The sequence below is a fragment of the Photorhabdus sp. CRCIA-P01 genome (assembly GCF_003545805.1).
Classification (GTDB): Bacteria; Pseudomonadota; Gammaproteobacteria; order Enterobacterales; family Enterobacteriaceae; genus Photorhabdus; species Photorhabdus antumapuensis.
On record NZ_NMQR01000034.1, the window covers coordinates 26079 to 47785 of the forward strand.

Genomic DNA, 21707 nt, shown 5'->3' on the forward strand with positions numbered 1-21707 from the left:
TCTTTGAATATTTGCTGATTTTGCTATTGTCCGCATCTTAGGAGTTGAATATTAATAGGAGTTAGGTGATAAATGAAAATAAGATATATAACTTCGCTTAAAATAAATCAGTTAGAGCTAGTATTTATTCTTAAACCTGAAAAAATAGGGTGTGATGCTATGAATATAATTGGTATCTCTGCAAATTTTCATGATTCTTCTTGTGCACTGATCAGCGATGGAAAATTAATAGCTGCTGTTTCAGAAGAGCGATTTTCCAGATTCAAAAATGATTCTCGACTACCAATTAGAGCCTTTAGATATTGTTTAGAGGAAGGATGCGTTAATATTACAGACATCGACTGTATCGCTTATTATGAAAACCCTTATAAGAAGTTGTCTAGGCAGCTTGCCTCCAATTTCAACTTTTCTGCTACTAACGGTCTTCATTGGTTGGACTGCCACAAGCCATTTCGTGATATTACTGAAGTATTAGGGTATGAGAAAGAGATCAGATTCTACGATCATCACATGGCACATGCCGCCGGAAGCTATCTATTTTCTGGTTTTACTGACTCGGCTATATTAACTTCTGATGGTGTAGGAGAATGGGAAACCTCTACTTTTGGTTATGCACAAGGCGATAACATCAATTTGTTCGAGAAAATTGAATATCCAAATTCAGTTGGTCTTTTTTATAGCACTATTACTAACTATTTAGGATTCAGAGTACTCAGTGGTGAATATAAAGTCATGGGATTAGCACCTTATGGTAAACCAATATATACCAATAAGTTGCGAGAAATGTTCAGTATGGCGAAAAAGTTCAGTTTTAAGCTAAACATGAAGTTCTTTGATTTTAGCCAGATAAATAGAATGTACACGGATGTTTTTATCGACTTGATTGGTTTTCCCCCAAGAGAGCAAGAATCTGTGATGCTACAACATCACATGGATTTAGCGAAAAGTTTGCAAGTGGTGTTGGAAGAGATTCTCATCAAGCAAATTCATGATTTGCGGGAAAATGTAGATTCAATAAACTTATGTCTGTCAGGAGGTGTAGCTCTAAACTGTGTTGCGACACATGCCATCCGTAAAACTGGACTATTTAATAATATCTTTATTCCTCCTGCTGCTGGAGATTCCGGATCCAAGAGATCCTTCTATGCGAGATCGGCTAAATGCATTGGTTAAAAAGAGAGAAGGATTTAGGCCATTTGCGCCAGCTCTTTTGGAAGAGGAAGCCGCAAATCATATTGAATTATCAATTCCAACACCATTTATGCTTGAAACTTGTCAGGTAACTTCAAATCTCAGTTTACCCGCAGTCACACATGTTGATGGCTCTTGCCGACCACAAACAGTTACTGCTGATACTAATCCAAAGTTTCATTCTTTACTGAAGGCGTTTTATAACGCGACGAATTGCCCAATATTGGTGAATACTTCATTCAATGTGAGGGGGGAACCAATCGTTTGTACTCCACTTGATGCGGTAAGGTGTTTTGGGAATTCAGGAATTGATGTTTTAGTATTGGAAGATTTTATTATTGAGAGAACGATGCTTCCGGAAGCATTTTCTAAGATGGCGGAAATAGAGTTTAGTTTTATTCAACCACCACAAGATCTATTTACAGGGCAATCTATAGAAGCCATCTATACCTTTATCTAGAATAAACTTACGTTTTTAGGAAAAAATAATATGAATCAATCTAACGTTAATACTGAAAAATTAGCGGAGTTTCTTTCAGATAATCAAGAAAATGCTTTGGAAGTTATGCGGTTGGCTCAAATCTATTTGATGAGTGAAGAGCAAAACAGTAATGATACGGTATTTTACAATAATATCCCTTCATGCAATGAAAGTGTTGATGGATATACTGCTATCGGTACATGGCATCCAACGAAAATTGATGATGAGGTGGTTTTTGTAAGACGCGAACAATCTGATTCCATTTTTTGGGAGAGTTCACAGCAGCAACTGACGGTGAGTAAAACGAAAGGTGTGAAAAGGGTATGTTTTATCGGTGAGTCTGCGGCGCTTGGCATGTTTTTCTCACCTTATATTACACCGGCTAAAACGTTATCTCACTTGCTTAATCAATATTCTGATATTGAATGGGAAGTTATCGATCTGGCAAGGAGTTGCATGAAACACCGGGACAGCTAGAAAATGCTCTCCTTACTCAAGTTAAGAATATGATCAAGGAAGAGCGGGTAACTGCCATAGTATTAGGTTGTACCGGCATGATGGGGATGGCAAAGTACTTATCCAAAGAAATGAAGGCCGTAGGAATGCCGATTCAAGTAATTGATCCTACGGCAGTTGCATTGGGTTATCTACAGATGATGATAAGAGCTGGTCTTACCCACAGTCGTTTGGAATATCCAAAGTTGGATTTAAGAGAAAGGGGGATTAGTTGCATTAAGCGGCCTTAGTTCGTAATTCTGTGTAACTACCATCCCATTATTAAGTGCTTGAGTTAGTGCTTTGTAATATTCTCAAACCACAATGTTTCAACTCTGCCAGTATGTTGAATTGGAATAGTTTGAACTGTTACAAGATATTGATTTGATCTGCCAGATTAGCAATTGCAACTGACTTGTACTTCACACTTTTTTGTATATGATATTGGTAATCATTATCATTTGTCTGGGTGCAAGTTATGATTAGGATGAAAGACAGAGAGAGATCCCTTTTCTGGCAGGGTATCACCAGTTTGTGGGGAATCGGTTTATCTAGCCTGGCGGGCATGCTATTCGTCATCGTCAATCCCGGCATCGAGCAGTTCAAAATTGGTGTGGTATTAGCGATGCTGCTGACACTATTTATGCTGCTAAACCAGAAGTCACGCCATTTCTTGTTAATACCATCAGGGTTTGCTGTGTTATGTGCCTTATTGGCTGGAATACATGGATTTGGTTGTTTCTGATGTTTTATACAAGAGAAAATAGTCAGGAAGCGCGATAGAGAAAATGAACAGATTGGTGCGAAAGGAGGGACTTGAACCCTCACGTCCGTAAGGACACTAACACCTGAAGCTAGCGCGTCTACCAATTCCGCCACCCTCGCAGGTACTGTCATTTGATTTTTTTATTGCCGAATTTAGAATTTAATCAGCGGCTGTCTGATTTGGTGCGAAGGGGGGGACTTGAACCCCCACGTCCGTAAGGACACTAACACCTGAAGCTAGCGCGTCTACCAATTCCGCCACCCTCGCAAATTCAGACACTATCAATATGTCGATTGATAGCATGGAGGCGAATTCTAGAGGTTTTTTAGCCTACGTCAATCATTATTTATTATATACCCGTCATCTTTCAAGTTGCCTCTTTGTTGGCTGCACTCGCTCCCCCCGGTCACATAGTTCTCTATGCTCCCGGGGATTCACTCCCTTGCCGTCGCGATGCATCTTGAAATCCATAGGGTATAGCGCTGTATGATTGCCGTAAAAATCATCATCCTTCTATTATTTCAAAGATAGCCTGTCCTTGAACCAAGGACAGGCTGAGTAAATTAGAATTTTTTCGTTGCTTGATAAACTTTAAATTTACCTGTCTGAGCAATGACTTCATGATTGCCAAAAGTTTTATCCAGTAAATCGGGATAAGGCAGGAAAGCGTTGGCAACAATCCGCAGTTTGCCGCCGGGTTTAAGGTAATTAGGCGCTTGGCGGATCAGGTCATCTGCTGCTTGTAAATTGGTTTTTAGCCCGTCATGGAAGGGGGGATTAGAGATAATCCAATTGAATTTATCTTCAAGATTGGAATAAACGTTACTGACAACCACGTTACCTTCCAGTTTATTGGCTTTTAAGGTTGCTTTACTGGAGGCAATCGCTGCTGCATTAACATCACTGAGAGTCAGTGCTAACTCAGGGTTTTTCTTACCCAGCACGGCGGCCAGAACACCCGCCCCGCATGCGATATCCAGTAAGCTGCCGGAGAGCGGTTTGTCAAAAGTGGAAAGTAGTAACCGGCTGCCAACATCCAGTTCATCCTGGCTGAATACACCCGGTAACGTATTCACTATGACGTTTTCCACCTGATAACTGTTCCACCAGTTATCTTGTTCGAACTGCACTTCATGTTCCAGCTGGCCGTAGAACAGGCTGCAACGACGGGCACTATCGATTTTTTGAAACGTTGCCATGCCGTCCATCAGTTTGTCTACACTACGTACTCCGCTACGATTTTCACCGACAATGAAAATATTGATACCTTTTGGCAAAACAGAGAACAGGCTGCGTAATTGAAAACGAGCTTCCTGCTTACTTTTAGGCCAGTAGTAGATCAGGGTGTCACAACCCTGAGTAAATGCTTTTTCGGCTACCAAGCCAAACCAGGCATGATCACCCAGAGTGCGGATCAGTGATTGCCAGTGATGATATTGGTTAGTGTGCACTCGCACACTGGCAGCATCAATTTGGGTTGCCAGTGTATCCTGAATATCACCGGCGAAGAGCAGGTGATGAGAGCTAAATTGCTCACGGTGACGCAAAATAACTTCACTGGCGGGGGTTAACGCAGACATTTGTCTATAAGCTCCTTATGTTCTGTGCTCAAGTATCAGATGGTGATAAATTTCAACCCAATATTGGCGCAGATCGTGGCCTCTGATAACATGTTACCGATTATTTTTTACAGCAGGTGAATAGATATGGTAACCCGGCGCGATAGGTTATTAGCTCAATTGGGGATTACCCAATGGACCTTACGTAACCCTGCGGTTTTGCAAGGTGAATTAGCTGTTCACTTACCTGACACCACCCGTCTGCTGATTATTACCAATGACCACATTGATTTAACTAATTCATTATTAATAGATATTTTCACCGCTATGGGGTTGGATAAATCCTCTGTTTACTGCATTACAACAAATAATGTTGCGATGTTACCGGAACAGGTTAAGTGCCCATATTGGTTGCTGGGTGTGGATATTACACTATCATGGCCGGGAATTTCTTTGAGAAGCCCGGCATTAAATGATTTATATTGTGATGGACAGGCAAAACGTTCTCTTTGGCAACAGATTTTTCAACATGAACAACATTTCTCTATTAACTCCCGCTGATCTCCCGTCCGCTTTTCTGGTTGAGAAAGCCAGCCACGCGTTCCCGTGGAGTGAAAAAACATTTTTTGGCAATCAAGGGGAGCGGTATTTGAATTATAAAATAGCGATTAATGAACAACTTATTGGCTTTGCCATAACCCAATTGGTATTAGATGAAGCAACCCTATTTAATATTGCGATTCATCCTGACTACCAAGGTAAGGGTTATGGTAAGGCATTATTAGCGTATTTAATATCAATTTTGCCGGGTAAAGGCGTGAATACCTTATGGCTTGAAGTCAGACAATCGAATCATTCTGCTATTAGGTTGTATGAACAATCAGGGTTTAACCAAGTCTCTGTTCGTCAGCATTACTATCCTACTGCGACAGGTAAAGAAGATGCCATCATCATGGCATTACCGCTGTTTGCGTAATCGTGTTATGAAATTGATTGATTGTTTATAACACCAATTTCAGCGAAAATGAGCGCCAATTTTTCATTCACCCACGGGTTTGGCAACTGTTCTCCTTGAGGGGAAGCGTCTGATGTTGAGTACAAGCCCGTATATAAAGCAGAAGATTGTTATTGATGTCAAATTCCCCTTTTCAGCAGGAAGTCGCTAAACGGCGAACTTTTGCTATCATTTCTCACCCTGACGCAGGGAAAACGACGATTACTGAAAAAGTATTGCTGTTTGGACAGGCGATTCAGAAAGCCGGTACGGTGAAAGGTCGTGGTTCAAATCAGCACGCGAAATCCGACTGGATGGAAATGGAGAAACAGCGTGGTATTTCCATTACCACTTCCGTGATGCAGTTTCCTTATCAAGATTGCTTGGTTAACCTGTTGGATACGCCAGGGCATGAAGATTTCTCCGAAGATACTTATCGTACATTGACGGCGGTTGACTGTTGCTTGATGGTCATTGATGCCGCTAAAGGGGTTGAGGATCGGACACGTAAATTGATGGAAGTGACCCGTCTGCGCGATACTCCGATTCTAACGTTCATGAACAAGCTTGACCGCGATATCCGTGATCCGATGGAACTGATGGATGAAGTGGAAAATGAGTTGAATATCGCTTGTTGCCCGATCACCTGGCCGATTGGGTGCGGTAAGTCTTTTAAAGGGGTTTATCACCTCTATCTTGATGAAATTTACCTGTATCAGACCGGAAAGGGGCACACTATTCAGGAAGTCCGCGCAATTAAGGGGCTGAATAATCCTGAACTGGATGCCGCGATTGGTGAAGATCTGGCTGAACAATTGCGTCAGGAACTGGAATTGGTGCAGGGGGCTTCTCATGAGTTTGATCATCAGGCATTTTTGCAAGGTGAACTGACACCGGTATTTTTCGGTACTGCACTGGGTAACTTCGGCGTTAATCACATGCTGGATGGTTTGGTTAAATGGGCGCCAGCGCCGATGCCGCGTCAAACAGATGCTCGCGAAGTTTCTGCTCAGGAAGATAAATTTACCGGGTTTATCTTTAAGATTCAGGCCAATATGGACCCTAAACACCGTGACCGTGTGGCTTTCTTACGTGTTGTGTCAGGTAAATATGAAAAAGGCATGAAGCTGCATCAGGTAAGAATTAAGAAAGATGTGGTGATTTCTGATGCGCTGACATTTATGGCGGGTGATCGCACTCATGTGGATCATGCCTATCCGGGAGATATTATCGGTTTGCATAACCACGGGACCATTCAGATTGGTGATACCTTTACTCAAGGGGAAAATCTGAAATTTACCGGTATTCCTAACTTTGCTCCAGAATTGTTCCGTCGTATTCGCTTGCGTGATCCTTTGAAACAGAAGCAACTGCTGAAAGGATTGGTTCAATTATCCGAGGAAGGTGCTGTACAGGTATTCCGTCCACTGGCAAATAACGATTTGATTGTGGGAGCCGTTGGTATTCTCCAGTTTGATGTGGTTGTTGCCCGTTTAAAAAGTGAATACAACGTTGAAGCTTTATATGAGCCGGTAAACGTCTCAACGGCTCGCTGGGTTGAGTGTCATGACGCTAAGAAGCTGGAAGAGTTTAAGCGTAAGAGTGAGCAAAACCTGGCGTTCGATGGTGGTGATAATCTGACCTATATTGCTCCAACGATGGTTAACCTAAATTTGACCCGTGAACGTTATCCTGACATCAATTTCCGTAAGACACGGGAACATTAATATTTTTAAGGCTAACAATAAGTTAGCCTTTTTCTTTACAAAAATATATGTAACACAAGAATAATTTATAATTTAGTCGGTAAGATTCGTCTTATTTTATAGCGCTTTGCTTTATTTTCCTGTTATTATTTCCTTGGTCTTTACTGTATTGATGTTCTTATTTTCCAATTTACTGGAAATGATAACCTGTTTTTAATTCTAATACGGATTGTGATTCTGCTGGGATTACGTGGTGTAAAGACAGTATTGAACGGCTTTATAGATTCAGAAATCTAACCGACAATAAGGAAGGTATAGAATGAAGAATGTTAAATTGGCTCACTGGTTAGTGGCTATTGCCTTGGGTACCACTTTAGTTAGCAATAGTGTACTGGCGGAGGAGTCTTTTAAAAATAAAGCGACACAAGCACTCGATAGTGCTGGTCAGAAAATCGATGATTCAATGAAAAACATCGATGGTTATATGGGTGATAGTGCTACCACAGCGAAGATTAAAAGTGAGTTGTTGGCGGCAAAAGGGATCAACAGTAGTGATATTTCTGTAAAAACAGAGGAGAGAGTCGTTTATATTTCTGGTTTTGTGAAAAGCGAGAAACAATCCAGAGAAATTGTAGAGATTATCTCTAAAGTGAAAGGGGTCAAGTCGATTCAAAACGGTCTGACCATAAAAAAATAATATATTTTATTAATTGAGTGGTTGTTTTCCATTCAAATGATTGACTTTGCACTAACCGGATATGCGCCCTCACCAGGGGTACTTTTATCAGAATATTGACTACGTAGCACCATAATATAATGACGGATAATAACTTTCCAAGTTATGCTCTCTATCCGTCATTTATTTTTTTGGGGGTTGTGTGGGGAAACGTATACCGATAACGTTGGGAAATATTGATCTATTATCCTATAAATATAAGTCGTCTATTAAATCTGGAAAGGTTGCACTTGTTTGTGAAGGTGGAGGACAACGCGGCATTTTTACCGCAGGTGTGCTGGATGAATTTATGCGTGTCGAATTCAACCCGTTTGATCTACTGCTGGGTACTTCGGCAGGTGCTCAGAACCTTTCAGCTTATATTTGTGGACAGCGTGGATATGCCCGGCGAGCTATCAACCGCTATACAACCAATCCTACCTTCTTTAATCCTTTGCGTTTTGTCCGGGGTGGTCATTTAGTTGATTTAGATTGGTTTATGCAGACCGCCTATCAAGAACTACCATTGGATATTCCGACAGCTTTACGCAAATTTGAGGCTGGATGTGAATTTTATGTGTGTGCATGTCGTTCAGATAATTTTGAACCTACTTATTTCCATCCTAATGAAAAGAGTTGGCTGGAAGTGATTAAGGCATCAAGCGCTATTCCTGGGTTTTATCGCAATGGTGTGACAATCGATGATGTTGTTTATTATGATGGCGGTATCAGTGATGCTATTCCGGTGGAAGAGGCGTATCGGCGAGGTGCTGATACCATCGTGGTGATCCGCACGGTCCCTTCACAGCTCTATTACACGCCTGATTGGGTACAACGGATGAAACGCCGGTTGGGGGATAGCAGCTTGCAAAAGATGGTACGGATGCTACAACAACACGCTAAAAGCTATCACCGCACCCAGAAATTTATTGAAAATCCACCTGATGATGTACAGATTTTTGAGATCTATCCACCTGCACCATTAACTACCAGTGCATTAGGTAGCCGTTTGCCAGCACTTAGCCGGGATTATCATCTTGGGCGTCGTTGTGGCCGCTATTTCCTGGCGACGGTGGGTCATCTGTTTGTTGGTAATAAGTTTAATCTTGCTAAGGACAACAAAGAGAGTTTAAACCGTAACGCCTTGTACCAGAGCGAAGAAAATAGCACGTTGGTTACGTTGTCGGCCACCTTAGCCGCATCGTCAGAACAGATTAATAACGGATAGTTTCATGTTTATTGATACCCACTGCCATTTTGATTTTCCTCCGTTTCGTGATGATGAACAGCAGAGCCTGCAACGGGCGGCACAGGCTGGCGTGGATAGAATGATTGTCCCTGCTATTAGTAGCGCGAATTTGCAACAGGTATCTGAATTGGCTTGTTCTTATCCTGCGATTTATGCTGCATTGGGTTTGCATCCTCTTTATATCGATCAACATCAGGAAGCGCATCTTGCGGATCTGGAACAATGTCTAAAACAGAAACATGCAAAGTTGGTGGCGGTTGGGGAGATTGGGCTCGATCTCTATATGACTGAACCCCAATTTGAAAAACAGAAAATGTTATTGGGCACTCAATTGCGGTTAGCAAAACAGTATGAATTGCCGGTTATCCTTCATTCTCGAAAAAGCCATGATCAACTGGCAGCGATCCTAAGAAGAATCAACCTTCCCCGTACCGGTGTAGTACACGGATTTGCGGGTAGCTTATCACAGGCGGAGACTTTTATCGGTTTGGGATATTACATTGGGGTAGGGGGAACCATGACTTATGAAAGAGCGCGGAAAACACGTCGCGTAATGGCTGAACTCCCGTTAACGTCTCTGGTGCTGGAAACCGATGCTCCGGATATGCCGCTTTTCGGTTTTCAGGGAGAACCTAACCGGCCGGAAAAAATTGCCGGAGTTTTTGCTTCGTTATGTGAGCTCCGTCGTGAATCTCCTGATGAAATAGCTCGTCAACTTTATCATAACAGTATTGAGTTATTTGGATTGGTTATATGATTTACAGAGTGATTTTAACTACTTCCATGATTCTTTTCGCGTTATTTGCAACACGAACCAGATGACTAATATCATGAGCGTTATCATTAGAGTGTACGAGTCGATGTTTTAAGAATTCTTTCAAACGTTCTTCTAGCATATTGGCTTTCATTATATTTCACCTGCTTAAGCATATAATATGTTTTATATTTTCTGTTTTGACTTTGAGCATCATAATTCTTGTCCATTTTATATAGCTAAAATGCAGAAGAAAAATAACTATACCTAATAGATTTCGAGTTGCAGCGAGGCGGCAAGTGAACGAATCCCCAGGAGCATAGATAACGATGTGACTGGGGTGAGTGAAAGCAGCCAACAAAGCAGCAGCTTGAAAGATGAAGGGTATAAATATTAGTATTTAAGTCGTTAATAGAAGTTTATTAACCGTTATAGGTTGGATACTATAGAGTTAATTGTTTTTATACGATTGTTTAATTGTTATTCGAAAATGAATTGTTGTCTCCATGGAGGAATGACTCGTCATTTAGACATGGGCTTATTTCCTTAGATTTATTTTTGAAACATTGCTTCGTCTGCTTATCTATAGATGTGAATATATATGGCAGAGTTGTTGTCTGCGGATCATAACTACCATACTTTAATTGCGCTTACCTGATAATTATTTCTTAATTGTTGATTATTTTGCCATTCCGAGATTAGATTATCTATTGCAGATTATTTCCTCAAGTTTGTGTGATTTACATCACATTTATCATTTTTTTATTGCTTTTTTCAGTAGATATTTGTGATGTCAATAGCTTGTTCATTCCGATGACTGAGTATAATCAGCGCCGACTTAGCGTCAGTGAACGATTTACGTTCAACTGACATATTTAATTTATTATTAAGTGAACAGGGATTCTTCCAATGCAACTCTTTATGAGCCTGGTCGGGATGGTAGTGCTGATCTTGATCGCAGTACTCTTTTCCAGTAATTATCGCGCTATTAAACTTCGTACTGTCCTTGGCGCCTTTTTGATTCAGATCGCTATCGGTGCTTTTGTACTTTATGTTTCCGCAGGCAAGAAAATATTAATGGGTATGTCTGAGGGAGTTTCCAGTGTCATCCAGTTTGGTCAACAAGGAATGGATTTTATTTTTGGTGGATTAGTTTCCACCAAAATGTTTGAACTGTTTGGTAGTGGTGGATTTGTTTTCGCCCTGCGTGTACTGCCTATTATTGTTTTCTTCTCTTCATTGATTGCTGTGTTGTACTACATTGGTGTTATGCAGCTCGTTATCAAAATATTGGGTGGTGGCTTGCAAAAAATTCTCGGAACTTCACGTACAGAATCTTTGTCTGCGACAGCGAATATTTTCGTGGGCCAAACTGAGGCGCCACTGGTTGTTCGCCCTTACATTGCTACCATGACTCAATCTGAACTGTTTGCGGTAATGTGTGGTGGCTTGGCATCCGTTGCGGGTTCGGTATTGGCCGGTTATGCATCAATGGGCGTACCTTTGGAGTATCTGATTGCGGCTTCCTTTATGGCGGCGCCAGGTGGCCTGTTGTTCGCTAAATTGATGGTGCCTGAAACTGAAAAGCCACATGACACTGTTGATGCTATGTCACTGGTCGCTGAAGAGGAACGCCCTGCTAACATCATTGATGCAGCCGCCTCTGGTGCCGCTTCTGGTATGCAATTAGCGTTGAACGTCGGTGCAATGTTATTGGCGTTTGTGGCCCTGATTGCATTGTTGAATGGTATTCTCGGTGGTATCGGTGGTTGGTTTAATTATCCACAACTTTCTCTTGAACTGGTGTTGGGATGGGTTTGTGCGCCGATTGCTTACCTGATTGGTGTTCCGTGGAGTGAAGCTACAGTGGCGGGTTCTTTCATCGGTCAAAAACTGGTTGTGAACGAATTCGTTGCCTTTATGAACTTCGGCGCCTATTTAAAACCGGATGATGTGGTGATGGCGGCGGGCTTGCCGGTGCTGTCAGAGCACACCAAAGCGATTATCTCCTTCGCACTGTGTGGTTTCGCTAACCTTTCTTCCGTTGCTATTCTGTTAGGTGGCTTGGGCGGTATGGCACCGAATCGTCGCGGTGATGTTGCTCGTTTGGGGATGAAAGCGGTTATAGCGGGTACACTATCCAACTTAATGAGTGCAACGATTGCCGGTTTCTTCTTGGCTCTGTAACGTTGTTGAAATAGGCAGGTGGGATAATCCCGCCTGCAATCTATTTTCCTACCGGTTTATCTTCATACTCTGTGTTTGCTAGACGTGAGTTATATTTTTTGTCGTGTATTATCTGGTGATAAGCAAGTTGGGTTTGCCGGTAAATCCCATGATAAATATAGTTTTATGTGATAAAAATCACATTTGAAATTATTTTCTTGCAAATTACATGTAATTAGTGTGATTTTTGGCACAATTTTTTGAACCTTGAAATGTTCAAATATAAGATATGCCAATATTTCAAGGATCAAGGCGAGGCTCGCATTAAGGACCATAAGCCGAAGAGAGCATAATGCGGTGAAAGGGAGTTCAATAGTCGCTGTAGGCATACCATCGCGACATCTTTAAGGAACCAAGTCCGCTCGCCAACAAACAATCGTTTAACAGAATGTGTGGCTCTAGCAGAAGCTAGCCGCGATAATAACGTTGGAGAGTTTTATGACCGATTTAACCGCAGCGGCGCAACGGGCGCTGAGTTTGATGGATTTAACGACACTCAATGATAACGATACAGATGAAAAAGTGACGGCACTTTGTCATCAGGCGAAAAGCCCGGCGGGTAATACTGCGGCTATCTGTATCTACCCTCGTTTTATTCCTCTGGCACGTAAGGTATTACGTGAACAGGGCACACCTAAAATCCGCATTGCAACAGTGACAAACTTCCCACACGGTAATGACGATATTGACATCGCCGTAGCTGAAACTCGAGCGGCTATTGCTTATGGGGCTGATGAGGTTGACGTGGTTTTCCCATACCGTGCATTGATGGCCGGTAATGAGCAAGTCGGTTTTGACATGGTAAAAGCGTGTAAAACCGCCTGTGCGGAAGCGGGAGTGCTGCTAAAAGTTATTATTGAAACCGGTGAACTGAAAGAGCCATCTCTGATCCGTAAGGCGTCTGAAATTTCAATCAACGCTGGCGCTGATTTTATCAAAACGTCTACGGGTAAAGTACCGGTTAACGCGACATTGGCAAGTGCTGAAATCATGATAAAGGTGATTCATGAGATGGGCGTGGGTGAAACGGTTGGTTTCAAACCCGCTGGTGGCGTGCGCACCGCTGAAGAGGCTGCACAATATCTGGCATTAGCTGACCATATCATGGGTGACAAATGGGCTGATGCCCGTCATTTTCGTTTTGGGGCTTCCAGCTTGTTGGGCAGTTTGCTAGGCACTCTGGGGCATCAGAATCAAGAGCAAAGCAGCAATTATTGATAATCGAGTATCGCATCAGTCAGTGTGTAACCACTGAATTTTTCCCGATTTTAATCACAATTGGAGAATACTTTGTTTCTGGCACAGGAAATTATCCGTAAAAAACGTGATGGATATCCACTGAATGAAATGGATACCCGTGCTATAGGGATGTCTGTAGTTTCCCTTGGTGGAGGGCGCCGTAAGGCAACAGATAGCATTGATTATAGTGTGGGTATAGTGTGATTTGACGCAGGAGAAAATTTATGAAACGTACATTCATCATGGTATTGGATTCTTTTGGCATTGGCGCCAGTAAAGATGCCGAAGAATTTGGTGATAAAGGATCTAACACTTTGGGGCACATTGCAGAAGCGTGTGCCCGTGGTGATGCTGATGTTGGTCGCAAAGGGCCTCTACATTTGCCGCATTTAAGCCGCTTAGGTTTAGGTAAAGCGACTGAGGAGTCCTGTGGAACTTTCCCTGTCGGTTTGGATAAAGACGCAGATATTATTGGTGCTTACGCTTATGCCAGTGAACTCTCTTCCGGTAAAGATACACCATCAGGTCATTGGGAAATTGCCGGTGTCCCGGTGCTGTTTGACTGGGGTTATTTCAACGATGAAGAAAACAGCTTTCCGCAGGCATTGTTGGATAAACTGGTAGAGCGTGCAAATCTACCGGGTTATCTCGGTAACTGCCACTCTTCTGGTACGGTTATTCTGGATAAATTGGGTGAAGAGCATATGAAAACGGGTAAACCGATTTTCTATACCTCTGCTGACTCGGTATTCCAGATTGCTTGCCACGAAGAGACTTTCGGTTTAGATCGTCTGTACGAGTTGTGTGAAATCGCCCGTGAAGAATTGACTGATGGCGATTACAATATTGGCCGGGTTATTGCGCGTCCATTTGTTGGAGACAAGGCGGGTAATTTCCAGCGTACCGGTAATCGTCACGACTTAGCTGTAGAGCCACCTGCTCCTACCGTGCTGAAAAAATTGGTCGATGAGAAAAATGGCGAAGTCGTTTCTATCGGTAAAATTGCCGATATCTATGCAAACGTCGGCATTACGCAAAAAGTAAAAGCGACCGGCATTGATGCATTGTTTGATGCAACGCTGGTGGCAATGGAAAAAGCGGGTGACAACACTATCGTATTCACTAACTTTGTCGATTTCGACTCTTCTTATGGTCATCGTCGTGATGTTCCGGGTTATGCGGCGGCATTGGAACTGTTTGACCGTCGTCTGCCTGAAATGCTGAAACTGGTGAAAGATGATGACATTTTAATCCTGACCGCCGACCACGGTTGTGACCCTACATGGTCTGGTACTGACCACACTCGTGAGCACATTCCGGTGCTGATTTATGGACCAAAAGTACAACCTGGTTCATTGGGTCACCGTGAAACTTTTGCTGATATTGGACAGACAGTCGCTAAATATTTTGAACTGTCGCCAATGGAATATGGCAAATCAATGCTCTGACCTACTTATTGGATTGGCTGCTTTTGGGCAGCCATATATCACTAAAATAACCAGTAAATAAAAAAATATAAGGAACTTAATTATGGCTACTCCCCATATTAATGCTGAGATGGGTGATTTTGCAGACGTTGTTCTGATGCCTGGCGATCCATTACGTGCGAAATATATTGCTGAAACTTTTCTGGAAAATGTGCGGCAGGTAAACGATGTACGCGGTATGTTGGGGTTTACCGGTACTTATAAAGGCCGCCCGATTTCTGTGATGGGGCATGGTATGGGTATTCCATCCTGCTCTATCTATGCCAAAGAGCTGATCACCGATTTTGGCGCTAAAGTCCTTATCCGTGTAGGTTCCTGTGGTTCAGTACGTCAAGATGTTCAATTGCGTGATGTGATTATTGGCATGGGGGCATGTACGGATTCCAAAGTTAACCGTATACGTTTTAAAGATCACGATTTTGCGGCGATTGCTGATTTCGATCTGGTCCGTAACGCCGTTGATGCGGCTAAAGCAAAAAACATCAATGTGCGTGTAGGTAACATCTTCTCGGTTGAATTATTCTATACGCCAGATCCACAACTGTTTGATATAATGGAAAAATATGGCATTCTGGGTGTGGAAATGGAGGCTGCGGGTTTTTACGGTGTTGCGGCTGAATATGGCGCAAAAGCACTGACTATCTGTACCGTCTCTGACCACATCCGTACTCATGAAAAACTGACTGCCGAGGAACGCCAGACGACTTTCAATGAAATGATTGAAATTGCACTGGAATCCGTTTTGTTGGGTGATAAATAATTCCGGTTTTGCATTTACTCTTGATTGCATAAAAAGAATCGTTTTTTATTTAATGCCAGCCAGTTGAAAGAATTGGCTGGCATTGCTCTTTTATTGAGTGGCTTTTTCCAACGCTTGAGCTAAATCGGCGATAAGATCCTCTGCATCCTCTATACCCACGGAAATACGTATCAACTGTGGTGTGATCCCGGAAGCAAGGCGTTTTTCTAATGGAATAGACGCGTGAGTCATACTAAATGGTTGGCTGATCAGACTCTCCACCCCGCCTAGGCTTTCTGCCAGTGTAAATAGTTTTAGCTCTTGAATCAGCCGGCGGGCATAATCATCATCACCTTTTAAGTGAACAGAAATCATACCACCAAAACCTTTCATTTGACGTTTCGCCAGCTCATGCTGTGGATGGGAAGTGAGGCCGGGATAGAAGACGGTTTCGATCTGAGGCTGTTGCTCCAGCCAGTATGCGATCTTTGATGCACTGTCAATGTGGCGCTGCATACGCAGAGCAAGTGTCCGCATTCCGCGCAGCACCAGGAAACTACTGAATGGATCGAGTACGCCACCGACAGAGTTTTGCAGAAAACCAAGTTTTTCTGCCAGTTCTGCATTTTTTCCGACGACTGCCAGCCCTGCGATCACATCAGAGTGGCCGTTTAAATATTTAGTGGCGGAGTGCACGACGATATCAAATCCCAAATCAAGTGGGCGTTGGAGATATGGTGAGGCGAAAGTGTTATCTGAAACACTAATAATACCGTGGCGTTGCGCTATTTGTGCGATAGCCGTCAGATCGGCCAGTTTCAGCAAGGGATTGGTGGGTGTCTCCACCCAAATCATTTTTGTGTCGGGACGAATGGCTGCTTCAAGGCCGGTAGTATCATTGGCTTCTACATAAGTGACACGCAAACCGGCGCTGCGGCGACGTACTTTTTCGAGTAGCCGGTAGGTGCCACCGTACAGATCATCGACTGCCACCAAATGGCTATCTTTATCCAAGAGTTCTAGCACTGTGGAACTGGCAGCCAGCCCTGAACTAAAAGCGTAGCCTCGGCTACCGTTTTCCAGTTCGGCTATCGCGCTTTCCAGAGCATCACGTGTCGGATTGCCACTGCGGGAATATTCATAACCCGTGTGCTGGCCGGGGGCTGATTGGGCGTAAGTCGATGTTGCATAAATTGCCGGCATTACCGCGCCAGTGTGATCCGGTGTGTAGCCGGCGTGAACAGTTTTAGTATCGAACTTGGTCATAAAGTCATTCCTAAAAATCAATTAAGTTGCTGACGCCATGCGTTCAGCACATCTGTGCGAGTTACCAGCCCAAGAAAGCGGCTATTATCGACGATCAGCGCCACATGTCCGGCGTCGAAAGTTGCCATCAATTGTTGTAGAGAAGCGTTCTTATCCAACGTTTTCACCTGATGAGTCATGGCGTGACTAGCGGGCAGGCTAAAATTGCGTGGATCAGCCTGCACGGTGTGCATCAAATCCCACTCATCAATAATGCCGACCACTTGCTCTCCTTCCAGCACCGGTAATTGAGAAATCTCATACAAGCGCATGCGGGTATGAGCGGTTTTCAACGTATCCTCTGGCGATATAAAAACCGTAGCACCATCCTGATAGCGGTAAGTAATATAATCGCTGAGATCGTGTTGTAGCACACGTGATTGGAATCCCTGTTCTAGCATCCAATAATCATTAAACATTTTTGACAGATACTTGTTTCCACTGTCACACGCTAGCGTAACCACACGTTTGGGGGTGGTTTGCGCACGGCAGTAGCGCAGTGCGGCGGCGAGCAAGGTTCCGCTGGAAGAGCCCGCCAGTACACCTTCCTTTAGCAACAGATCACGGGCACTGGAAAAAGCTTCTGTATCACTGACGCGGTATGCATGATGCACTCGACTAAAATTACCCAGAGGAGGGACAAAATCTTCGCCGATGCCTTCCACCTGCCAGCTCCCGGCCTCACCATATTTGCCGTGTTCGATATAGTCCACCAGGATAGAACCATTTGGGTCTGCCAGAACAAACTCAGTTTCCGGCGAAACTTGAGCGAAATAGTGACTCAAGCCGCCAAGCGTGCCACCGGACCCGACACCGATCACCACTGCATCGACATTGTGGTCCATTTGCTGCCAGATTTCCGGCCCGGTAGTAGTAGTGTGCGCTGCTGAATTAGCCGGATTATTGAACTGATCGATATAATAAGCACCGGTGATCTCTTGCGCCAGACGTAGGGCATAATCTTGATAGTACTCTGGATGGCCTTTACTGACATCAGAACGGGTCAGACGTACATCGGTACCCAGTGCACGCAGATGAAACACCTTCTCCCGGCTCATCTTATCTGGAACAACCAGAATCAATTTATAGCCTTTCAAGGCGGCAACTAATGCCAATCCGATGCCGGTATTACCAGCCGTGGCTTCGATAATAGTACCACCAGGTTGAAGTAGCCCTTGTTCTTCCGCCTGCTCGATCATGGAAAGAGCAACGCGATCTTTAATAGAGCCACCGGGATTTTGATTCTCCAGCTTAATAAATAATTGACATGGGCCGGTATTCAGATGCGTTAGCTCCAGCAATGGGGTATTGCCAATCATATCGAGAACAGAGCGTGATGTGGTCATATCATATCCAGATAATCCGTTGTATTCAGATAGTTATGGAGGATAACTCTGTATATGTATTTGTTTGAAAGAATGAATAGCAACCATATATAGCCAAAAGGAATATATTAGTTTTATTTTAGATGTGCAGAAGTATAGACGTTTAGATTTCCTGATTTATTAAAGTGTGAGGTAAATAAAATCATTTAATTTACAGGCGCTATGATTTTTTATCGGCAATTTATACATCGATAACTTAGTTATTAATCTAAGAAGTATTTAGGTTTTAAAAATATTCCATGAACAAGATAATGGCTATTTTCATCTTGTTTCTTGGAGTCTCTGTTGTAATTTTAAAATAACAAATAGCTAGAAACTCAGCTTTATTTAAAAGTTTTTTTGAAGATTTTGTTCCAGAGGTGCTCTCAGTTGCCGGAAAGATAATGTTGGAGCGATTATATTTAATGAACTTTTCTTAAAGAGCTTGAAGAGAATTATGAAATAGAACCTGTTTTTTATAATTCACGAATTTATTTATCAGCAGAGCAACGAGGTAATATAATTGATGATTTTTATCCACGTTTTCATTTCTTTTGTCAAAAAGAGTTAGTCATAAATTTACATAGAAAGGTCTTTAGAATTGAAAAAAAGTGGATTCATTCAATACAGAAGAAATTCAATTGTTATTTAGAACTAAAGAGAATAACTTTCATACCACAGATAATATCAATGCCAATGAATACTATAAGAAAAAATTTATGCGATTCATGAAAGGATCTCGAAATAGTAAAAATTATATTCAGAACTTGATTATACAAAAAATAAAAGAACTATTAAATCATGCTGAGATCTCTTTTAATGAAAGATACTTTAAAGCTGATTATATCTTTCATGATTTTATCACTGTTAATAAAAATTTATTACATCCTCTGGTGTTAATAGATGCTCGAATTCCAGCGCATTCTGCTGATAGTAAATCCAAAATGTTTTTGGAAAAAGGGATTAAGGAAATACTTGCTTCAATAGTTAATGTTGATATTCATAATAAAACGATTTTTATCAATGAGCATTCACTTGTAAAGAGTCAGTCGGCCCTTGAGGAAAAATGCGAATTTATGAAAAATATATCAAAACTTTATAATGAATCTTTTTATTTGTTTGATAATATTGAAAAAGTATGTCTTAGTCGATATAACTCGAATAGAATTCCCAGGATCATCGGTAATCAGAAAATAGATAATATTGAATATGCCTTGGAAGGTGAAAGTTTAGTGAATAGAGTATGTAATCCGATTGAAACAGTTTTACCCTATTTTTAAAATGATTTTCACCATCATCAGCTAACTTCTGAAAAGCCTTAGTGTTTACATACCCCTGAACTGATTCAAAACATTTAACAGGATTAACGGGGTTTTGAAAATGATTTAAAAAATGTGCTTTAATCTTAATACCATTAGCTAATTTATTACCTTCTTTGATTTTAAACCTAAAAAATAAAATACAGGAAAAAGAAAAACGAAAAAACTGAATGCCAATTTAATGAGAATGGGGAGGGTAAATAGGGGCTATAAAACGTAAATACCATTCATTAAATATTTTCTAGCGATCGTAAAATCCTTTTTATCGGTGATTAGTCAGCTAAGGGGTAAAAAACAGATACCCCATTAATGACAGCTTTTTAAAAGCTACAGAGTGACTAAAAGCAGCCTATTTACTGCTATAACCATTTAAAAATACGAATGTAGAGAAATTAAAATTTTATATAAAATATTGATTTAAAACAATAAATACTGATTTTTAGCAGAGAAATTAATGACATTCAATCGAAATCCATTAACCATTAACGGGAAGGTTAAAAAAGTGAGCATGACAGGGAAAGTTTTTTAATGAACTGAAATTTAGACGTTTTCTAACCATCATTTTAAAAAGTAAGCTATAAAAATAATGCAATAAAAAAGAGATAAAACGGTTAATTTGGTAGGATTTAAGCCATGAAAAAGGAGGGTTTATCCGAGAAAACATTAAGGGGTATCTTTAATATAGTTAGGTAAAAAACACTCAGGATTACCAGTAAAACAGAGCCAGTAAAAATAGAATGCGGAAAGGACAAAAATAACTGTTAAAACCTTATGCCGATTAAAGCCGGAGATTAAAAACATGACTTTTAATAGTAGTTTAAAACCTGTATATCATAAAGCTATCAGTGAAAAATGGAAGGTAATCGTATGAGTAATTTAATCAGATAATCTATTTTCCCAAAGGAGCCGACTTTAATAACATTTTCAACGGTTAATAAACTTTGCCATAAAACAGTTAAATAATCGATCATAAAAAATTCAAATGAATGATTTAACAGCATACGAATCGGGTTAATTGCAGTGTTATTATTTTTTATTTATTCAGTAAAACTGAAAAATATGCTGGATTAAACGGCTTTACACTGTTTAAACCATTCTGGTTTACGATTTTATTTAAACTGTGCTTCTTTTTATGTTTTTAATGTGCTCTGGGATTAAAATCAATTCATATCGTTAATTTCCAAACTATTTTCGTGCTTTGTTAACGCTTAAATAGAGTTAGATGGTTATCCAACATTTGGGGTGCGGTTCACAAGGCCGGGATCGCTATCCACTCAAATCGTCCTTCAACTCCATGACCCGTTATTACAGCCAGCATCCCAGCTTGCATCTTAAGGGCAACTGGCTGGAAGAAGCGGGCTTTGCCACCGGACAGGCGGTGCAGGTGAGAGTTGAACGGGGACAATTGGTTATTCAGGTTGTTACGGAAGACTGAGTTTGCAGCTGGAAAGTTAAAAAGGATCGAAATTAGCGCAGTGAGCAAGCCCTCTGCGCTAATTTGGTCATTGAGACATATAATTAATTTTTTAAATGACCTCACTTTCCTCATAAGTTAATTCTATGTTAATGGAAGATAATATTTCGTTTACTCTCTCCATAAAATCAATACATTCCTGAGGAATCCTGTACTGGAAAAACACTTTAAACGTTATATTTCTACCCTGAGCATCTGGGAGTTTTTCGTACATTTCTCCGCTTTCAACAAATGCAATATATCTATTAATTTTTTCTTGCAATTTAAAGAGGTGTTCATTAATACAAGATGACCATTGCAAATGATCAGTTATAACCAAGATTACCTGCTGGGAAGCTATATCCTCTTGGGTCATTGTAATTAAATCAATTTTATTTATATCTTCTACAGACATATAGCCTCCTTAATCATCCTTTGCTTTTGGCCTTACTATTTCAACTTCTGTCGGTGGTATCTTAGTTCCACTTTCAAATCCCGGCCTACCTTTCCCAACAACTGTACCTCCGCCCTCTTTGAGTTCTGGAAAACCTGTCTTTTGATTCTTTGTTAATGGTGCAGTTTGAGAGCTTTTACATTCTATGCACTTGATAGATCCATCTCTATCTTTAGCCATAATATCAACCCTAACTTTTGTCCCTTTGTTT

General features: G+C 41.5%; 23 protein-coding genes, 2 tRNA genes and 1 pseudogene. 18 read left to right on the forward strand and 8 right to left on the reverse strand.

Annotated features, from left to right (window positions below; translation table 11 throughout):
* The first annotated feature begins 72 nt into the window (after window positions 1-72).
* From D3222_RS26130 to D3222_RS17625, 5 genes are all read left to right on the forward strand, one after another.
* Window positions 73-1173: a carbamoyltransferase N-terminal domain-containing protein gene (locus D3222_RS26130; RefSeq protein WP_232832564.1), complete on the forward strand. Its 1101-nt coding sequence runs from the start codon at window positions 73-75 to the stop codon at window positions 1171-1173.
* Complete coding sequence (locus tag D3222_RS26135; protein WP_232832565.1) at window positions 1145-1651, forward strand: carbamoyltransferase C-terminal domain-containing protein; 507 nt, start codon at window positions 1145-1147, stop codon at window positions 1649-1651. Before D3222_RS26130 ends, D3222_RS26135 begins: the two co-directional genes overlap by 29 nt.
* Window positions 1652-1681: 30 nt before the next feature.
* Window positions 1682-2149, forward strand: a complete 468-nt coding sequence (locus D3222_RS17615) for a hypothetical protein (protein WP_118987312.1) — start codon at window positions 1682-1684, stop codon at window positions 2147-2149.
* Window positions 2098-2418: an aspartate/glutamate racemase family protein gene (locus D3222_RS17620; RefSeq protein ID WP_157975351.1), complete on the forward strand. Its 321-nt coding sequence runs from the start codon at window positions 2098-2100 to the stop codon at window positions 2416-2418. Before D3222_RS17615 ends, D3222_RS17620 begins: the two co-directional genes overlap by 52 nt.
* Before the next feature lie 227 nt (window positions 2419-2645).
* Window positions 2646-2912, forward strand: coding sequence for a DUF1435 family protein (locus tag D3222_RS17625; RefSeq protein ID WP_118987314.1), 267 nt, complete (start codon window positions 2646-2648; stop codon window positions 2910-2912).
* 53 nt (window positions 2913-2965) lie between these two features.
* On the opposite strand, the gene D3222_RS17630 is transcribed toward D3222_RS17625, so the two are convergent.
* From D3222_RS17630 to rsmC, 3 genes are all read right to left on the reverse strand, one after another.
* Window positions 2966-3052: transfer RNA gene (locus tag D3222_RS17630), tRNA-Leu, on the reverse strand.
* 61 nt (window positions 3053-3113) lie between these two features.
* A tRNA-Leu gene (locus D3222_RS17635) sits at window positions 3114-3200 on the reverse strand.
* Window positions 3201-3496: 296 nt separating this feature from the next.
* A complete protein-coding gene (gene rsmC, locus D3222_RS17640) occupies window positions 3497-4513 on the reverse strand; it encodes a 16S rRNA (guanine(1207)-N(2))-methyltransferase RsmC (RefSeq protein ID WP_118987315.1) in 1017 nt (338 codons plus the stop codon).
* A 126-nt stretch (window positions 4514-4639) separates the two neighbouring features.
* On the opposite strand from rsmC, the gene D3222_RS17645 reads away from it, so the two are divergent.
* From D3222_RS17645 to D3222_RS17670, 6 genes are all read left to right on the forward strand, one after another.
* Window positions 4640-5053, forward strand: coding sequence for a DNA polymerase III subunit psi (locus D3222_RS17645; protein ID WP_118987316.1), 414 nt, complete (start codon window positions 4640-4642; stop codon window positions 5051-5053).
* Complete coding sequence (rimI, locus tag D3222_RS17650; RefSeq protein WP_118987317.1) at window positions 5022-5468, forward strand: ribosomal protein S18-alanine N-acetyltransferase; 447 nt, start codon at window positions 5022-5024, stop codon at window positions 5466-5468. The genes D3222_RS17645 and rimI overlap by 32 nt, the downstream gene beginning before the upstream one ends.
* Window positions 5469-5623: 155 nt before the next feature.
* Window positions 5624-7213: a peptide chain release factor 3 gene (gene prfC / locus D3222_RS17655; protein ID WP_118987318.1), complete on the forward strand. Its 1590-nt coding sequence runs from the start codon at window positions 5624-5626 to the stop codon at window positions 7211-7213.
* Between the two features lie 298 nt (window positions 7214-7511).
* A complete protein-coding gene (locus D3222_RS17660) occupies window positions 7512-7889 on the forward strand; it encodes a BON domain-containing protein (protein ID WP_118987319.1) in 378 nt (125 codons plus the stop codon).
* 181 nt (window positions 7890-8070) lie between these two features.
* Window positions 8071-9135 carry a patatin-like phospholipase family protein gene (locus D3222_RS17665; protein WP_118987320.1) on the forward strand — a complete coding sequence of 355 codons (1065 nt, stop codon included), beginning with the start codon at window positions 8071-8073 and terminating at the stop codon, window positions 9133-9135.
* A 4-nt stretch (window positions 9136-9139) separates the two neighbouring features.
* Window positions 9140-9913 carry a TatD family hydrolase gene (locus D3222_RS17670; RefSeq protein WP_118987321.1) on the forward strand — a complete coding sequence of 258 codons (774 nt, stop codon included), beginning with the start codon at window positions 9140-9142 and terminating at the stop codon, window positions 9911-9913.
* 1 nt (window position 9914) lies between these two features.
* Here the strand turns inward: D3222_RS17670 and D3222_RS17675 are convergent, their stop codons facing one another.
* On the reverse strand, window positions 9915-10064 hold the full coding sequence (locus D3222_RS17675) for a hypothetical protein (protein ID WP_198672852.1): 150 nt from the start codon (window positions 10062-10064) through the stop codon (window positions 9915-9917).
* Between the two features lie 767 nt (window positions 10065-10831).
* On the opposite strand from D3222_RS17675, the gene D3222_RS17685 reads away from it, so the two are divergent.
* The 5 genes and pseudogenes from D3222_RS17685 (at window position 10832) to deoD (ending at window position 15622) form a co-directional block, all read left to right on the forward strand.
* Entirely contained in the window at window positions 10832-12097 is a 1266-nt protein-coding gene (locus D3222_RS17685) for a NupC/NupG family nucleoside CNT transporter (protein ID WP_198672853.1), read from the forward strand.
* 477 nt (window positions 12098-12574) lie between these two features.
* The gene (deoC, locus tag D3222_RS17690; protein ID WP_118987324.1) at window positions 12575-13354 is read left to right on the forward strand and encodes a deoxyribose-phosphate aldolase; all 780 of its coding nucleotides are present in this window, start codon (window positions 12575-12577) and stop codon (window positions 13352-13354) included.
* 120 nt (window positions 13355-13474) lie between these two features.
* Window positions 13475-13573 (forward strand): annotated as a pseudogene (locus D3222_RS17695) (hypothetical protein); the annotation flags it as partial.
* A 26-nt stretch (window positions 13574-13599) separates the two neighbouring features.
* Window positions 13600-14823 (forward strand): phosphopentomutase, encoded by a 1224-nt coding sequence (deoB, locus tag D3222_RS17700; protein ID WP_118987325.1) that lies wholly within the window; start codon window positions 13600-13602, stop codon window positions 14821-14823.
* An 82-nt stretch (window positions 14824-14905) separates the two neighbouring features.
* Window positions 14906-15622 carry a purine-nucleoside phosphorylase gene (gene deoD / locus D3222_RS17705; protein ID WP_118987326.1) on the forward strand — a complete coding sequence of 239 codons (717 nt, stop codon included), beginning with the start codon at window positions 14906-14908 and terminating at the stop codon, window positions 15620-15622.
* A gap of 90 nt (window positions 15623-15712) precedes the next feature.
* Here the strand turns inward: deoD and D3222_RS17710 are convergent, their stop codons facing one another.
* Together D3222_RS17710 and D3222_RS17715 are read right to left on the reverse strand one after the other, a co-directional pair.
* On the reverse strand, window positions 15713-16867 hold the full coding sequence (locus tag D3222_RS17710) for a trans-sulfuration enzyme family protein (protein ID WP_118987327.1): 1155 nt from the start codon (window positions 16865-16867) through the stop codon (window positions 15713-15715).
* Window positions 16868-16884: 17 nt separating this feature from the next.
* A complete protein-coding gene (locus D3222_RS17715) occupies window positions 16885-18252 on the reverse strand; it encodes a pyridoxal-phosphate dependent enzyme (RefSeq protein ID WP_118987328.1) in 1368 nt (455 codons plus the stop codon).
* 629 nt (window positions 18253-18881) lie between these two features.
* On the opposite strand from D3222_RS17715, the gene D3222_RS17720 reads away from it, so the two are divergent.
* Window positions 18882-19550 (forward strand): hypothetical protein, encoded by a 669-nt coding sequence (locus D3222_RS17720; RefSeq protein WP_118987329.1) that lies wholly within the window; start codon window positions 18882-18884, stop codon window positions 19548-19550.
* A gap of 1261 nt (window positions 19551-20811) precedes the next feature.
* Complete coding sequence (locus D3222_RS17725) at window positions 20812-21024, forward strand: SymE family type I addiction module toxin (RefSeq protein ID WP_118987330.1); 213 nt, start codon at window positions 20812-20814, stop codon at window positions 21022-21024.
* Window positions 21025-21115: 91 nt separating this feature from the next.
* Here the strand turns inward: D3222_RS17725 and D3222_RS17730 are convergent, their stop codons facing one another.
* Both D3222_RS17730 and D3222_RS17735 read right to left on the reverse strand, forming a co-directional pair.
* On the reverse strand, window positions 21116-21457 hold the full coding sequence (locus D3222_RS17730; RefSeq protein WP_118987331.1) for a DUF6572 domain-containing protein: 342 nt from the start codon (window positions 21455-21457) through the stop codon (window positions 21116-21118).
* A 9-nt stretch (window positions 21458-21466) separates the two neighbouring features.
* Window positions 21467-21707 (reverse strand): hypothetical protein (locus D3222_RS17735; RefSeq protein ID WP_232832566.1); only part of this gene is annotated, 241 nt, incomplete at its 5' end.